Source organism: Salinilacustrithrix flava, from assembly GCF_041228405.1.
Classification (GTDB): domain Bacteria; phylum Actinomycetota; class Acidimicrobiia; order Acidimicrobiales; family Salinilacustritrichaceae; genus Salinilacustrithrix; species Salinilacustrithrix flava.
This window is the reverse complement of sequence record NZ_CP133888.1, coordinates 2803671-2819163: the sequence shown is the minus strand read 5'-3', so window position 1 is coordinate 2819163 and position 15493 is coordinate 2803671. Positions and strand designations below refer to the sequence as shown.

Here is a 15493-nt window from a genome sequence, read left to right as displayed (position 1 = left end):
GGAGCCGCACCCCCATGCGCCCACGCACGATCGCCCTGGCCCTCCTGGCCGCCGTCACCTTCCTCGCCGGATGCGGTGACGACACCGACAGCGAGGAGCGAGCCGACCAGGAGCCGACGGACACGACCGCCGACGCCGCCGACGACAACGACGGTGCATCGGGTGAGGCCGGATCGCTCGGCGACGACGTCGCCGCCGTGGTGGACGGCGAGGAGATCGCCGCCGCGAGCATCGAGAGCCACGTCGAGGACTTCGCCGCCAACCCCCAGCTCGCCGAGCAGTTCCAGGGCGAGGAGGGTGACGCAGCCCGAGCGCAGCTCGGCGCCCAGATCCTGTCGAGTGCCATCCAGTCCTCGATCCTGGTCTCGGGCGCCGAGGACCTCGATGCCCCGGTGACCGAGGAGGACGTGGACGCGGCACGGGCCCAGGTCGAGGAGCAGGCAGGCGGGCCGGAGGGTCTGGCGGCGGCGATGGAGCAGCAGGGACTGTCCGAGGACCTGCTCCAGCTGGAGCTCCGTGGCGTCGCTGCCGTCGAGAACATCACCGACGCCCTCGACGAGGCGGCCGGCGACGACGGCTCGGCCGACGATACCCCCAGCGAGGGCGAGGAGGGCACCGAGCTGACGCCCTCGGAGCAGCGCGTCCAGGAGCACCTGATGGAGCTGGCGACCGCTGCGGACATCCGCGTGCACCCGGACTTCGGTCGGTGGGATGCCCAGACCGGTCAGGTCCTACCCCCCGGCGTCTGACACAGGCCGATCAGCTCGGTGTCGGCGACGGCGGGCGCAGCTCGGCCAGGTCGAAGTCCACCGGCAGCTCGACGCCGTCGCTGCACCGCTCGAGCTGGTACCGGCCGTCGCGCTCACCGCAGACCCGGTAGCCGGGGACCCAGGTGCCGTCGAAGCGCGTGCGCACCTCGACGGGGTTGCCAGGCACCAGCTGCTCTGCCGCTGCTCGCGTTCCGTGCGCCATGACGGGTCCCCCTGCTCGGTTCGAACTATGTGTCGATCACGTTACGGACGTGGACGGGGCACGTCAACGGGCGCACGGCCAACGGCCTGTGAACAGCGGATGGCACCATCCTGACCTCCTGGCGGTCCGCAGCCACGTGCTGTTGCGATCACGTTGCGGTGCGCCCCTGCCGGCCACGGGTCGGTTCCGCCCCGCTCGGCACGCACCCCTAGCCTCGTCCCATGCGGGAGCGAGCGCGCCGGGTGGCGACCAGGGCCGTCCGATCGGCCGTCGGGTTCGCAGCCGAACGGGTGGCGTCGAGCGACCGCCTCATGGACCTCGTCTACGACCTGATGAACGAGACCAACTTCGGCGGGCTCGCCGAGCACGAGGAGATGCTCAGCGACTCGGTCCGGGTCGAGGCGTACCACCGGGCGATCGCACGCAACGTCGCCGCCGGTGACGTGGTCGTCGACCTCGGCAGCGGCACCGGGCTGCTCGCCTTCCTGGCCAGCCGGGCCGGGGCCGGCAAGGTGTACGCCGTCGAGCACGGGGACGTGATCGAGGTGGCCCGGGAGCTCGCCCGCCACAACGGGTTCACCAACATCGAGTTCGTCCAGGCCAACAGCCGGGAGTTCTCGCCCCCCGAGCCGATCGACCTCGTGCTCCACGAGCAGATGGGCGATGAGCTCTTCAACGAGAACATGGTCCAGAACGTGCTCGACCTGCGCGACCGGGTCCTGCGCCCCGGCGGCCGCATCCTCCCCGCGCGGTTCCGGCTCTTCGTCGAACCGATCTCGATGCACGAGGCCATGCGGGTCCGCCGCTTCTGGAACATCGAGCTGCCGGAGGGCATCGACCTCTCGGCGATGGAGCGATCGCCGATCGCCGCCCGGTTCGACACCGGCCGCAACGAACAGCTCTGGGTCCGCCCCGGCTCCGTCGCCAGGACCATCGGCACACCGCAGCCCGTCCTCGAGCTCGACCTCCAGACCCTGGACGGCCTCGACTCGCTGCCGACCCAGCACGTCGTCGAGCGCACGGCCGACGCCGACGCCATCGTCGACGGCGCGTGCGTCTGGTTCGAGGCGATCTTCGACGACGAGGTGACCCTGACGACCTCCCCCCTGGCGACGAACACCAGCTGGGGGAACCGCATGTTCCGCCTCGATCGCGAGATCGCTGCAGGTGAGGCGCTGCGCCTCTCGGTGGACCTCGGCCGGCTCGTCGACGCGTCCACCTGGAGCGTCACCGCCGCCTGAGGGGACGACGTCAGCCCCACTCGCCCGAGGCGATGGCACGCGCCTCCCGGGCGACCCGGCGGGCCTCGCCCAGCGGGACCGGGGTGCGGGAGGCGGGGGTCGATGCGAGCAGCACGACCTCCCGGGCATCGTCGGCGTCGGTCCGCCAGCCGGCATGGGCCACCACCGGCTTCGCATCGTCCCGCGTCCGCACGAGGTGGCCGACCACCTCGTCCCCCAGCACCACCGGCGCCGACGATCCCCGTCGCCGTGCCGGTTGCGCCGGCTGGGTCGCGCGCAGGACGCGGTGGGTCACGCCGACCGTCGGGACGCCGAGCACGGCCCCGAGGTGGATGGCCAGGCCCGCTCGTCGGGGGTGGTCGACGCCCGTGGCGTCCACCAGCAAGACATCAGGCGGCGTGGCCAGCGCGCCGACCGCACGCTCGAGGATCGGGCCTTCCCGCTCGGCGAGCAGCCCGGCTCGGTACGGCGCAGGGACGGTGTCGCGCACGACGACCTGCTCGGCGGTGTCCCGCGCCACGCGCGGGCCCCGTGCATGGGACCGACCCCGGAGCGCCTCCCCCTCGTCCCGGATCCGCTCCGTCGGATGCCACGTCACGGCGGCAGCCCAGGCGCGGTCGCCCGGGTGCCCGGGGCCGGCTTCGCCTCGCGCGAACGCCACGAAGCAACCGCCCAGCAGCATCTCGCCCGACACGACGACGCGGTCCTGCGCACGGGCGAGGTCAGCCCGCTGCGCCAGCTGGTGCTGCAGCGCGCGCAGCTCGGCGTCATCGATGGGCCACCCGAGCACCGCCCCGCCCGATCCAGACCGCGGCGTGGTCGCGGACATGGCCTGCGATCAGTCCTCGGCGGGCGACGGCGAGGCGACCGCGCGCAGGAGCTCACCGATCGCGTGGTCCCGCTCCAGGGGATGCCGCAGCGGGAGGTCGGTGTTCACGACGTAGTGGTTCCGTCGCCCCACCCGGGTGCGGGTGACGTAGCCGCCCTCCACGAGGTCGGTCACGATCCCCTGCGCAGCCCGCTCGCCGATGCCGACCTGGTCGGCGATCTCGCTGATCCGCACCTCGGTGTTGGTGGCGATGCACACGAGCACGTGGCCGTGGTTCGTCAGGAACGTCCACGACGCCGTCTCGGTGGCCACGGGGCCATCGTAGCCCCGACACCGGTCACGCGAATCCGGTACCAGGATGCCGGCATCGCTTGACCGGCATCCCCGCTGGCCGTCAACATGCGCAGCATGATTCCGGCATCGATCTGCGCCCGTCCGAGCTCGATGTGACCGTGCTCGACGGCAAGCGCATCCTCGTCACGGGCATCGCGAACGCAGGCAGCATCGCCCATGCCACGGCCGCCCGGGCCCACGAGCTCGGCGCCACCGTGGTGACCACCGCCATGCCGCGCGACCTCGAGGGTGCTCGGGACGCAGCGGCCGGCATCGACGCCGACGTGGCCGTGCTGGCGATGGACGCCACCTCCCCTGCCGACCTCGACGCCGTCGCGACCTGGGTGCGTGACGAGCTCGGGGGGCTCGACGGCGCCCTCCACGCCATCGCGTTCGCGCCCAAGGCGGCGCTCGGATCGGTCACCGGGGTGCCGGCGGAGGCGGTCGAGCTGGCGTTCCGGACCAGCGTGCACACCTACGTCGGGCTCGGCCAGCTGCTCGCCGACGCGGCCCCGCCGACCGGGGCCAGCCTGGTCGGGCTCGACTTCGACGCCTCCCGCGCCTGGCCGACCTACAACTGGATGGGCGTGTGCAAGAGCGCGCTGGAGGGCGCGAACCGCTACCTGGCACGAGAGCTCGGCCCTCGGCGCGTGCGGTCGAACCTCGTCGCCGCCGGACCGCTCGAGACCCGTGCGGCCTCGGCGATCCCGGGCTTCGAGCTGCTCCTCGACTCCTGGGAGCAGCGGGCGCCGCTGGGGTGGGACCCCCACGACGCCGGGCCGGTGGCCGATGCGATCTGCTTCCTGCTGTCGGACCTGGCCCGCGCCATCACCGGCGAGATCCTCCAGGTCGACGGGGGCCACCACGCCATGGCCTGACGCCGCTGTGGCGGCTGCGACACCGGGGTGGTGCAGCAGACCGGCGCCGAGGGCCTAGCCTCGGAGGAGACCGGCCCCGTGCAGGAGATCGCTGCGACAGGATTCACTGCACTGCAATGCGGGGCAGGTTGTGTCCACCGACGTACGCGGGCATCGTGGCAACACGATTCCGGACAGGAGGAACTGATGCACGTGCTCACGACCGCCAAGACGCTCGGCCTCGAGGCTGACGACCGTGGTGGCCTCCCCGGCACCATCGAGGAGAGCCTCGTCCTCGCTGCGCTGGAGGAGCTCGCATCGGTCCACGCCGACCACGCCGATCTGTTCATCCTCGCCTCCGACCGCGTGCGCAGCTCCCGCTCCGCCGGGCTCGAGGTGCTCGAGGCCAACAGCGTCTTCGGCCGCTACCGCGACAGCAACGAGATCCAGCTGCGCTACCGCGGCGAGATGAAGGAGGTCTTCGACGACCTGCTCATCGACCTCGCCCTCCGGGGTGTCGACATGAACGACTCCGAGGACGACACCACCGAGGTCTCCTCGCCGTCCTGACCACCCGCTGAGGGCTCGAACCTGAACGACCGACCGATCCCCCGCCCCCCGTGGCGGGGGATCGTCGCGTCCGGCGCGCGACGAGCACGGATCGCGGGGATGTGGTTCAGTGGCGTCGGGCCGGTGGAGGGGACGCCATCGGACCGTCAAGCGGGGGCCGCTCCGGTGCCCCGGACGAACCGCAGCCCATGGGGGGACGCATGGCAAGGATCACCGTGACCGTCGACGGGACGGACTACACCGACGACGTCGAGCCGCGCACGCTGCTCGTGCACCACCTGCGCGAGGCGCTCGGGCTCACCGGCACCAACGTGGGGTGCGACACCTCCAACTGCGGGGCCTGCACCGTGCACGTCGACGGCCAGTCCGTGAAGTCGTGCACCATGCTGGCGATCCAGGCCGACGGACGGGAGGTGCTGACCATCCAGGGCCTGGCCGACACCTGGGACGGAGAGGGGTCGCTGCACCCGCTCCAGCAGGCGTTCCACGAGGCCCACGCGCTCCAGTGCGGCTACTGCACCCCCGGCATGATCATGGCCAGCCTCGACCTGCTCGCCGAGAACCCCGATCCGAGCGACGACGAGGTCCGCCACGGCCTGGAGGGCAACCTCTGCCGCTGCACCGGCTACCAGAACATCGTGAAGGCGGTCCGGGCCGCCGCCGTGCAGATCCGCCAAGGGTCGACCAAGAGCCAGGAGGTGCCGGCATGACCGTCATCGACGACCGCCCGGCCGACGTCGGCGGCGTGGGCACCGCGCCGTGGCGCAAGGAGGACGCCCACCTCGTCACCGGTCAGACGACCTGGACCGACAACCTCGCCCCGGTGGGCACGCTGCACATGGCCTTCGTGCGCGCCACGATGGCGCACGCCCGCATCGGTTCGATCGACACCTCCGAGGCCGCCGGCATGCCGAACGTGGTGGGCGTGTTCACCGGCGCCGACTTCGCCGAGGAGTGCCCGACCCTGCCCTGCGCGTGGCCGGTGACCCCGGACATGGTGCACCCCGCCCACCCACCCATCGCCGTCGGCAAGGTCCGCTTCGCCGGTGACCCGGTGGCCGTCGTGGTGGCCCGGGACCGAGCCAGCGCGGTCGATGCCGCCGAGACGGTGCTCGTGGACTACGAGCCGCTGCCGGCCGTGGTCGACATGGAGCAGTCCCTCACCGACGAGGTCGTGCTCCACGAGGACGAGGGCACGAACAAGGCGTTCTTCTTCTCGATGCCCACGGGCGCCGACATCGACGAGACCTTCGCCGGGGCCGACGTGGTCGTGAAGCGCCGGTTCATCCAGCAGCGCCTGCTGCCGACGCCGATCGAGCCCCGTGCGGTCCTGTGCATCCCCCAGGCGGCCTCGGGCGACTTCACCATCTACTCGGCCACCCAGATCCCCCACATCCTGCGCACGATGCTCGCGGTCGTCACGGGCATGCCCGAGCACAAGATCCGGGTCATCGCCCCCGACGTGGGCGGTGGCTTCGGCGCCAAGCTGCAGGTCACCGGCGAGGAGGTCATCGCCCTGCTGGTCGCCAAGCGCCTCGGCCGCCCGGTGAAGTGGACCGAGACCCGGTCCGAGACGAACCTGACGATGCACCACGGTCGCGGCCAGATCCAGGACATCGAGATCGCCGCCACCAAGGACGGCAAGCTGCTCGGGCTGAAGGTCGACCTGCTGGCCGACATGGGCGCCTACCTGATGCTGGTCACGCCCGGCGTGCCCATCCTCGGGGCCTTCATGTACCCGGCGATCTACAAGATGGACGCGTACCGCTTCAACTGCACCGGCGTGTTCACGACCAAGACGCCCACCGACGCCTACCGGGGCGCCGGACGGCCGGAGGCGACCTTCGCCATCGAGCGGATCATGGACGAGCTCGCGGACGAGCTCGACATGGACCCGATGGAGCTCCGGAAGCTGAACTGGATCACCCACGAGGAGTTCCCCTACGAGATGGTCGCCGGGCTCACCTACGACTCGGGCAACTACGAGGCGGCCACGGCCCGGGCGATGGAGCTGTTCGACTACGAGGGCCTGCGGGCCGAGCAGGCGCAGCGTCGAGCCGACGGTGACCGGATCCAGCTCGGCATCGGCATCTCCACCTTCACCGAGATGTGCGGCCTCGCCCCCTCCCGGGTGCTGGGCCAGCTCGACTACGGCGCGGGCGGATGGGAGGCGGCAACCGTCCGGATGCTGCCGTCGGGCAAGGTCCAGGTCGTCACCGGCTCCTCGCCCCACGGCCAGGGCCACGAGACGACGCTCAGCCAGATCACGTCATCCGCCCTCGGCGTGCCCTTCGACGACATCGAGGTGCTCCACGGCGACACCCAGGTCTCCCCGATGGGCCTCGACACCTACGGCTCCCGGTCGCTGGTGGTGGGCGGCATCGCCCTCCAGAAGGCAGCCGGGAAGGTCGTCGACAAGGCCCGGAAGCTGGCCGCCCACCTGCTCGAGGCCTCCGAGGACGACATCGAGTTCGCCGACGGCACCTTCTCGGTGAAGGGCTCGCCCGATGCGTCCAAGTCGATCCAGGAGCTGGCGCTGGCCATCTTCGCGGCGCACGACTACCCCGAGGACATGGAGCCGGACCTCACCGGGCACGCCATCTTCGACCCGGAGAACTTCTCCTATCCCCACGGCACCCACCTCTGCGCCGTGGAGATCGACACCGAGACGGGCCACACGTCCATCCGCACCTACGTCGCCGTGGACGACGTGGGCAAGGTCATCAACCCCCAGATCGTGGAGGGGCAGGTCCACGGCGGCATCGCCCAGGGGATCGCCCAGGCGCTCTACGAGGGCGTCGTCTACGACGACGACGGCAACCTGGTCACCGGCACCCTGGTGGACTACCTGGTGCCGGCCGCGCCCGACCTGCCCTCGTTCACGACCGATCGCACCGAGACGCCGGCGGCCAACGAGCTCGGCGTCAAGGGGGTCGGCGAGGCCGGCACCATCGCCTCGACGCCGGCGGTGGTCAACGCCGTCGTCGATGCGCTGCGCCCGTACGGCGTCCACGACGTGGAGATGCCCTGCACGCCCGAGCGCGTCTGGCGAGCGATCCAGTCCGGACAGAAGGGTGGTGCGCAGTGATCCCCGCATCGTTCGACTACGTGGCCCCGACCTCGGTCGACGAGGTCGTCTCGACCCTCGCCGAGCACGGCGACGACGCCAAGGTGCTCGCCGGCGGACACAGCCTGCTGCCCCTGATGAAGCTGCGCTTCGCCGTGCCGGCGATGGTGGTCGACATCGGCCGGGTCGAGGAGCTGCGCGGCGTCCGCGACGCCGGTGACCACCTGGCCATCGGGGCGGGCACCACGCACCACGAGATCGTGCACGACCCGCTCGTCCGCCAGCACTGCGGCCTGCTGGCCGAGGCCACGTCCATGGTCGGCGACGCCCAGGTGCGGCACCGGGGCACCATCGGCGGGGCCACCGCCCACGGCGACTCGGCCGGTGACCTGCCGGCCGTCGTGTCGGCGCTGGAAGGCACCTTCGTGGCCCAGGGCCCCGGCGGACGCCGGGAGATCGCGGCTGCGGACTTCTTCCAGGGCTACCTGGAGACCGCCCTGGCAGCCGACGAGGTCCTGGTCGAGGTCCGGATCCCCAAGCACGACGGCTGGGGCTTCGCCTACGAGAAGTTCAACCGCGTCGCCCAGGCGTGGGCCATCGTCGGCGTGGCCGCGCTGGTCCGCCGGGAGAACGGGTCGGTCGCCGAAGCCCGGATCGGGCTCACCAACATGGGCGCGGTGCCGGTGCGAGCGACGGCCAGCGAGGAGGCGCTCGCCGGCGCCGACCGCACCGAGGACGCCATCCGGGCGGCGTGCCAGCACGCCGCCGACGGCACCAGCCCGCCGGCCGACCTTTCGGCCCAGCCCGACTACCGCCAGCACCTGGCGCGGGTGCTGTCGGCTCGAGCCGTGGCCCGAGCCACCGGTTGAGCCCGGCGCCGACCGGGCTGCTGCCCGCGGGCGTGGAGACGCCGGCCGATCTGCGCGATCGGCTGGCGGATCTGCGCTACCTCGCCGACGACGGCCTGGCCATCGCCGCCTTCCTGGCGCTGCGCCTCTCGCGACCGCTGTTCCTCGAAGGGGATCCCGGGGTCGGCAAGACGGAGGTGGCCAAGACCCTGGCAGCCCTGCTCGACGCGCCCCTGCTGCGCCTCCAGTGCTACGAGGGGATCGACTCGGCCGAGGCGCTCTACGACTGGGACTTCCCCCGCCAGCTCCTGCACCTGCGGGCCACCGAGCACGCCGACGTGGACGCCGACGAGGTGATGCGGGCGGTGTACGGCGAGGACTTCCTCCTCGCCCGTCCGCTCCTCGCCGCCCTGCGCACCAGCCCGTCGGTGCTGCTGATCGACGAGGTCGACCGGGCCGACGACGAGTTCGAGGCGTTCCTGCTCGAGGTGCTGTCCGACTGGTCGGTCACCATCCCCGAGCTCGGCACCATCACCGCCGAGCACCCGCCGGTGGTGGTCATCACCTCGAACCGCACCCGCGAGGTGCACGATGCCCTGAAGCGCCGGTGCTACTACCACTGGCTCGACCACCCCGACCTCGCACGCGAGACCGCCATCGTCCGGGCCCGGGTGCCCGATGCGGCGGGCCGGCTCGTGGAGCAGGTCGCCCGGCTCACCCAGGCGCTGCGGGGCGCCGACCTGCACAAGCCCCCGGGGGTGGCCGAGACCATCGACTGGACCGAGGCGCTGGTCGCGCTCGGCGCGACGACGCTCGACGCCGAGCTGGCCACCCAGACGCTCGGCGCGGTGCTGAAGTACCGGGAGGACCAGGAGCGGGCCAGGTCGCTGGACATCGGGGTGATGGTCCAGCGGGCCGTCGCCGGGGCGTGATCGCCGGGACCGGCCCCGCCGATGCGATCGACACGATCGTCGGCTTCGCCCGGACCCTGCGCGCCGCCGGTGTGCCCGCCACACCCGGGCGGGTGCAGTCGCTCATCGACGCCCTGGCCGTGCTCGACCCCACCCACCGCGCCCACCTGTACTGGGCCGGCCGCGCCAGCCTGTGCGGGAGCCACGACGACGTCGAGCGCTACGACCGCGCCTTCGAGGCGTACTTCGGGGGCGAGGCGCCCCACGAGCGCCTGCGGGCGATCGCGCCACCCCGGACCAGCTCCCTGCGCCCCTCCCTCGCCGATGCGCTGCCACCCGACGGTGCCGAGGACGACGCCAGCGTCCCGGTCGCCGTCCCCGACGCCTCGGCCGCGGAGCAGCTCCGCCACCGGGACTTCGCCGCCATGGGCGACGCCGAGCGGGCGATGGTCGACCTGCTGCTGGACCGCCTGCGCCTCCCCGGCGAGCTGCGGCGCACCCGTCGACACCGGCCGGGGGGCACGCGCGACCTCGACCGGCGCCGGATCCTGCGCAGCGTCCTGCGCCAGGGCGGTGAACCCGGTCGGCTCCACCGCCGGGAGCGGCGGCACCGGCCTCGCCGGGTCGTGCTCGTGGTCGACGTCAGCGGCTCCATGTCGGCCTACGCCACGGCCCTGCTCCGCTTCGCGCACGCCGCGTCGGCGCGCGGGGTCACGCCGACGGAGGTCTTCACCCTCGGCACCCGCCTCACCCGGGTCACCACCGAGCTGGCCCATCGCGACCCCGACACCGCGATGGCCGCCGTCAGCCGGGCCGTGCCGGACTGGAGCGGCGGCACCCGCCTCGGGCCGCTCCTGAAGGAGCTGCTGGACCGATGGGGCCAGCGCGGCCTCGTCCGGGGGGCCGTGGTCGTCGTGCTCTCCGACGGGTGGGAGCGCGGCGACATCGCCCTCCTGGAGCAGCAGATGGGGCGCATGGCACGGCTGGCCCACCGGGTGGTGTGGGCCAACCCGCGCAAGGCCCGGGAGGGCTTCGAGCCCACCGCAGCCGGGCTGGCGGCCTCGCTCCCCCACGTCGACGACTTCGTGTCCGGGCACAGCATCGCCGCACTCGAGGAGCTGGCCGACGTCGTGCTCGGGCTCCGGCGGGCGCCGGTGGGAACGAACCGCGGGTCCGGCGGTGTTGACCCCTACCGTGCCCGTGGTGTCGAGCCTCCCTGACCAGCCCTTCGGCACGCCTCGCCGCTGGGGCGTGTTCGTGGCCGGCGTCGCCTGCTTGCTCACGGGCATCTCGCTGGCCATCACCTCCGAGCTCGGGGTCGGCTCGTGGCAGGTCTTCGAGACGGGCCTGGTCGAGGCGACCGGTCTCGGCTTCGGCGTGGTCGTGCTCGGTGAGGCGCTGGCCGCGCTGGCCCTGGCGTGGTTCTGGCTGGGCGAGCGCCCGTGGATCGCGACGCTGGTGCTCGCGTTCGGCGGCGTCTTCATCGGCGCCCTCCTCGACGTCCTGTCCACCCCGGAGCTGCTCGCCGCCCGCATCGCCCTGCTCGGCGTCGGCGCCGCCCTCATCGCCGTCGGGGTGGCCTTCTACCTCGCCGCCGACCTCGGGCCGTCCGCCCAGGACGCCCTGTTCGTCGGGATCTACCGCCGCTACGAGGTCCGGCCCGCCGTCGTGCGGTTCGCCCTCGACGGCAGCCTGGTGGTCGGCGGGTTCCTCCTCGGCGGCCAGCTCGGGGCCGGGACGGTGGTGATGACCGTCATGGTGCCCGCCCTCATCGAGCCGGCGCTGCGCATCGGCCACCGGCTGGCCGACACCCCGGTGCCCGCCGCGCTGGCCCGGACCCCACGGATCGCCGAGCTCACCTGAACCGGGGGCGGCGGCGATCCGGTCGGGCCTCGCCGCCTGGCTAGCGTCGCCGGATGCCCGACGCCCTGCGCCTGCCGTTCGACGAGCCGGCGTCCTTCTTCGTCGTCGTCTTCCTGGCCATCCTCGTCGGGCCGATCCTGGCCCGGTGGGTCCGCCTGCCCGGCATCGTGGGGCTGGTCCTCGTCGGCGTGGCCATCGGGCCGGGCGGCGCCGGCCTCCTCCAGCGGGACGGCACCGTCGCCCTGTTCGGGGGTGCCGGGCTGCTCTACCTGATGTTCCTGGCCGGCCTCGACCTCGACCGGGAGAGCTTCGCCCGCGAGCGCGACGGCGCCCTGGTGTTCTCCATCGCCACCACCGTCCTGCCCCTGGTGATCACGACGCTGGCCGGCATGGCCCTCGGCCTCGAGTTCCTGGCCGCCGCGCTGCTGGCGTCCGCCTTCACGTCCCACACGCTCGTCACCTACCCCACCGTCCAGCGCTTCGGCCTGGCCGAGACCCGGGCCTCGGTGATCTCCCTCGGCGGGACCCTGGTCTCCACGATCGTGGCGCTGCTCGTGCTCGCCGTGGTCGCCGCCGCCCACAGCGGCACCCTCGGGCTGGTGTTCTGGGTCGGCTTCGTCGGCGGCATCGTCCTCTTCTTCGCTGCTGCGTTCACCGGCCTGCCCCGCCTGGCCCAGTGGTTCTTCACCGGCCTCGGCACCGACCGCACGGTTCGGTACTCCTTCACCCTCGCCCTCGCGTTCGGAGCCGCCCTCCTGGCCGAGGTCCTCGGCATCGAGCCGATCGTGGGGGCCTTCGTCGCCGGCCTGGCGCTCAACCGGTTCGTCCCCGGCGACGCGCTGCTCATGGAGCGCATCCAGTTCCTCGGCAGCAGCCTGCTCATCCCGATCTTCCTGGTGTCCACCGGCATGCTCATCGACCCCGTCGAGCTGGTGACGGACCCGGAGGGCCTCGTCCTCGGCGCGGTGCTCACCGTGGCCGCCGTCGGCTCGAAGATCCTGGCCGTGTACCCGATCCGCCTGGTGACCACCCTCAGCCGGGCCGAGGTCGGGCTGATGGTCGGCCTCACGACCGCGCAGGCTGCCGGCGCCCTCGCCGCCGCCATCGTCGCCCTCGACATCGGCCTGATCGGCGTCACCGAGGTCAACGCCGTGGTGCTGGTCATCCTGCTGACCTGCGTGCTGTCCGGTGCCCTCACCGAGCGCTTCGCCCAGTCCATCCCCCGCCCCGACCGCCAGATCCCCGAGGTCGGTGCCACCGTCGTGGTGCCGATCGCCGACAGCGGACGAGCCGAGCAGCTGGTCGAGATCGCGGCCGCCATCGCTCGCACGGACAGCGGTGTCGTCGTGCCCCTCACGGTCCTCAACTTCGACGCCGCGCCCGACGAGGTGGAGCAGCTCCGTGCCGAGATGACCGACGCGGTGGAGGCGGTCGCGCTCGGCGGCGGGGCCGACCTCCGGGCCATGGTGCGCATCGACGTCACGGCCAGCGCCGGGATGCTGCACACGGCGATCGAGACCGGCGCCAGCAGCATCCTGCTCGGCTGGAAGGGCTACGCCGCCCGCAGCAAGCACCACTTCGGCGAGGACACCGACGCGATCATCACCCTGTCCCCGGTGCCCGTGCTCGTCTGCCGCCCTGCCCACCTCGAGCCCGACCGCATCGTCCTCGACGTGATCGACCGGGACCTCAGCCCGGCGGCCCGGCCCACCACCCACCTCAGCGCCAGCGTCGGCCGGCGCCTGGCCAGGCACTACGGCGTCCCCTTCGTCGTGGTCACCGACCAGCACCCGAACCTGGTCGGCCAGGTCATCGGCCAGGAGGTCGAGCTGTTCACCGAGGAGCGCACGTCGCTGCAGTCGCTGCCCGACCACACCGGTGCCGGCGACATCGTCATCGGGGGTATGCCGGCCACGCGGGCGGGGCTGGACCGGCGGGCGTCCCAGCTCGCCCGGGCGCTCCCGGGTCGCACACTGCTCATGGTCTCGGGGCGCTGAGGTGCGGGTCGTGCCCGTCGACGACCCGGCCGACCCGCGCCTGGTCGAGCTGACCCAGCTGACCGACGCCGCGGCCCGGACCCGGATCGAGGCCGAGCACGGCTGCTTCGTCGCCGAGGGCATCTTGACCCTGGAGGCGGTGCTGGGCTCGAACCACCCGCTGCGCGCCGTGCTGGTCGCCGAACCCAAGCTCGACCGGGTCGCCGCCCTGCTCGGCGCCACCGACGTCGACGTCTTCGTCGGCCCTCCACCGCTGCTGCAGGGCGTCACCGGGTACCCGATCCACCGGGGGGTCATCGCCTCGGTCGGCCGGTTGCCCCTCCCCGACCCGGCCGTCCTGCTGGCCGGCGCCCGTCGCGTGCTCGTGATCGAGGCGGTCAACGACCACGAGAACCTCGGCTCCCTGTTCCGCAACGCGGCGGCGTTCGGGATCGACGCCGTGCTCCTGGATCCCCGGTGTGCGGACCCGCTCTACCGACGCTCCGTGCGGGTGTCGCTCGGCCACGTCCTCCACGTGCCCTGGACCCGCATCGGGCCGCTGCACGAGGCGTTGGACGACCTCGCCCGCGCCGGGCTCCGCACCTTCGCCCTCACCCCGTCCGGCGACCGCACCGTGCACGAGCTCGCCGGAGACCGGGGCGATCGCATCGCCTGGCTGGTCGGGGCCGAGGGCCCCGGGCTGGACGACGCCACCCTGGCGGCGGCGGACGCTCGGGTGCGCATCCCGATCGCACCGGGCGTGGACTCGCTCAACGTGGCCACCGCGGCCGCGGTGGCCCTGGCGCTCAGCTCGACGCTGGGCTGACGGGCGCCGCGGCCCGCAGCCGGGTGTTGGCGAGGACGAGCCCGCCGAGCGCCACGATCGCGCCGACCACGAACGCCGCCCGCTCGGTGCCGAACGCGGTGACCGCCAGGCCGAGCGCCGGTGCCCCCAGGCCCTGGGACAGGTCGAAGAACAGCGAGAAGGTGCCGACGGCGTGGCTGCGCTCCTCGGCCGGCGCCCCGTTGACGGCGAGGGTGAACAGGGCGGGGAACAGCAGCGACATGCCGATGGCGAGCAGCACCGTGCCGATCCAGATGCCGGTCACCGAACCGACGGCGGCAACCACCCCGACGCCGGCGGCGATCGACACGAGCGCGTAGGACGAGGTGCGCACCGGGCCGAGCCGGTCCGGGACGCGTGCGCCGACGATGCGCACGGCCAGGACGATCACGCCGTAGACGAGGAAGAACGGCCCGGCCTGGTCCGTGCCGACCTCGTCGACGTAGAGCGGCAGGAACGCGGCGAAGCCGGTGAACCCGAGGATGCCCATGAGCAGCACGGAGCCGGGCAGGATCGCGGCCGGGTGGAGCAGCCCCCGCCGCGGCGCTGGGTTCTCGGCCCGGCCCATCTCCCGGGGGATGAACCACGACAGCACGAACGCGATCGCGGCGCTGCCCCCGGCGAACAGCCAGGTCGAGGTCGGGCCCCAGCTCTTGTAGACGGCCTCGCCCACGGTGGGGCCGAAGGCCAGGCCGGAGTAGATGGCCACCGAGAACAGCGAGGCGGCTTCACCCCGTCGGTGGTCCGGTGCCAGGTCCTGGGCGGCGGTGGCGGCGCCGATGAAGAAGCACGCCTCGCCGAGACCGGCCACGAGGCGGAGCACCACGAGGAACCAGATCGCCGGGACCAGCCCGAGCGGGACCACGGCCACCGCCGCCAGCCCGGCGCCGACCATCGACATCGTGCGCCGCCCGACCACATCCCCGAGGCGACCGACCGTGGGCCGGATCAGGGCCGCCGACACGGCGAAGGCGCCGACCACGATGCCGACCTCCAGACCGCTGCCACCGAGCTCCTCCTCGACGTACAGGGGCAGCGTCGGCAGCAGCGCGGCGATGGACAGGAAGTAGCAGAGCCCGGCCGCGATGAGCAGCGCGAAGAGCGGCGTGAGCAGCCGCTCGTCGTCCGCGGCGGGACCGGCGGGCGCGTCGGAGGAAGGGGGCGCGGTCATGGCAGCGATCG

16 protein-coding genes are annotated in these 15493 nt (G+C 72.9%); 12 read left to right on the top strand and 4 right to left on the bottom strand.

The window, feature by feature from the left end; all coding sequences use genetic code 11:
- Positions 1-14: 14 nt before the first annotated feature.
- Entirely contained in the window at positions 15-749 is a 735-nt protein-coding gene (locus tag RGQ06_RS13795) for a SurA N-terminal domain-containing protein (RefSeq protein WP_432428784.1), read from the top strand.
- 10 nt (positions 750-759) lie between these two features.
- Here RGQ06_RS13795 and RGQ06_RS13790 read toward each other — a convergent pair whose 3' ends face one another.
- On the bottom strand, positions 760-972 hold the full coding sequence (locus tag RGQ06_RS13790; protein WP_432428783.1) for a hypothetical protein: 213 nt from the start codon (positions 970-972) through the stop codon (positions 760-762).
- A 221-nt stretch (positions 973-1193) separates the two neighbouring features.
- On the opposite strand from RGQ06_RS13790, the gene RGQ06_RS13785 reads away from it, so the two are divergent.
- Complete coding sequence (locus RGQ06_RS13785) at positions 1194-2213, top strand: methyltransferase domain-containing protein (RefSeq protein ID WP_432428782.1); 1020 nt, start codon at positions 1194-1196, stop codon at positions 2211-2213.
- 10 nt (positions 2214-2223) lie between these two features.
- On the opposite strand, the gene RGQ06_RS13780 is transcribed toward RGQ06_RS13785, so the two are convergent.
- Together RGQ06_RS13780 and RGQ06_RS13775 are read right to left on the bottom strand one after the other, a co-directional pair.
- A complete protein-coding gene (locus RGQ06_RS13780; protein WP_432428781.1) occupies positions 2224-3042 on the bottom strand; it encodes an endonuclease V in 819 nt (272 codons plus the stop codon).
- Positions 3043-3051: 9 nt separating this feature from the next.
- On the bottom strand, positions 3052-3354 hold the full coding sequence (locus RGQ06_RS13775; protein WP_432428780.1) for a helix-turn-helix transcriptional regulator: 303 nt from the start codon (positions 3352-3354) through the stop codon (positions 3052-3054).
- Positions 3355-3488: 134 nt separating this feature from the next.
- Here RGQ06_RS13775 and RGQ06_RS13770 point away from each other — a divergent pair, with 134 nt between their 5' ends.
- The 10 genes from RGQ06_RS13770 (at position 3489) to RGQ06_RS13725 (ending at position 14293) form a co-directional block, all read left to right on the top strand.
- On the top strand, positions 3489-4253 hold the full coding sequence (locus RGQ06_RS13770) for an SDR family oxidoreductase (protein WP_432430675.1): 765 nt from the start codon (positions 3489-3491) through the stop codon (positions 4251-4253).
- Positions 4254-4439: 186 nt separating this feature from the next.
- Positions 4440-4802 (top strand): hypothetical protein, encoded by a 363-nt coding sequence (locus RGQ06_RS13765; RefSeq protein WP_432428778.1) that lies wholly within the window; start codon positions 4440-4442, stop codon positions 4800-4802.
- A 200-nt stretch (positions 4803-5002) separates the two neighbouring features.
- Positions 5003-5512 carry a (2Fe-2S)-binding protein gene (locus RGQ06_RS13760; RefSeq protein ID WP_432428777.1) on the top strand — a complete coding sequence of 170 codons (510 nt, stop codon included), beginning with the start codon at positions 5003-5005 and terminating at the stop codon, positions 5510-5512.
- On the top strand, positions 5509-7890 hold the full coding sequence (locus RGQ06_RS13755; RefSeq protein WP_432428776.1) for a xanthine dehydrogenase family protein molybdopterin-binding subunit: 2382 nt from the start codon (positions 5509-5511) through the stop codon (positions 7888-7890). Before RGQ06_RS13760 ends, RGQ06_RS13755 begins: the two co-directional genes overlap by 4 nt.
- Complete coding sequence (locus RGQ06_RS13750; RefSeq protein ID WP_432428775.1) at positions 7887-8738, top strand: FAD binding domain-containing protein; 852 nt, start codon at positions 7887-7889, stop codon at positions 8736-8738. Before RGQ06_RS13755 ends, RGQ06_RS13750 begins: the two co-directional genes overlap by 4 nt.
- On the top strand, positions 8735-9649 hold the full coding sequence (locus RGQ06_RS13745; RefSeq protein WP_432428774.1) for an AAA family ATPase: 915 nt from the start codon (positions 8735-8737) through the stop codon (positions 9647-9649). Before RGQ06_RS13750 ends, RGQ06_RS13745 begins: the two co-directional genes overlap by 4 nt.
- A complete protein-coding gene (locus tag RGQ06_RS13740; RefSeq protein WP_432428796.1) occupies positions 9649-10848 on the top strand; it encodes a vWA domain-containing protein in 1200 nt (399 codons plus the stop codon). The genes RGQ06_RS13745 and RGQ06_RS13740 overlap by 1 nt, the downstream gene beginning before the upstream one ends.
- On the top strand, positions 10832-11491 hold the full coding sequence (locus tag RGQ06_RS13735; protein WP_432428773.1) for a YczE/YyaS/YitT family protein: 660 nt from the start codon (positions 10832-10834) through the stop codon (positions 11489-11491). The genes RGQ06_RS13740 and RGQ06_RS13735 overlap by 17 nt, the downstream gene beginning before the upstream one ends.
- A gap of 53 nt (positions 11492-11544) precedes the next feature.
- A complete protein-coding gene (locus RGQ06_RS13730; RefSeq protein WP_432428772.1) occupies positions 11545-13488 on the top strand; it encodes a cation:proton antiporter in 1944 nt (647 codons plus the stop codon).
- A gap of 10 nt (positions 13489-13498) precedes the next feature.
- Positions 13499-14293: a TrmH family RNA methyltransferase gene (locus RGQ06_RS13725; protein ID WP_432428771.1), complete on the top strand. Its 795-nt coding sequence runs from the start codon at positions 13499-13501 to the stop codon at positions 14291-14293.
- Here the strand turns inward: RGQ06_RS13725 and RGQ06_RS13720 are convergent.
- Complete coding sequence (locus RGQ06_RS13720) at positions 14274-15482, bottom strand: MFS transporter (protein WP_432428770.1); 1209 nt, start codon at positions 15480-15482, stop codon at positions 14274-14276. The genes RGQ06_RS13725 and RGQ06_RS13720 overlap by 20 nt on opposite strands.
- Positions 15483-15493 lie beyond the last annotated feature (11 nt).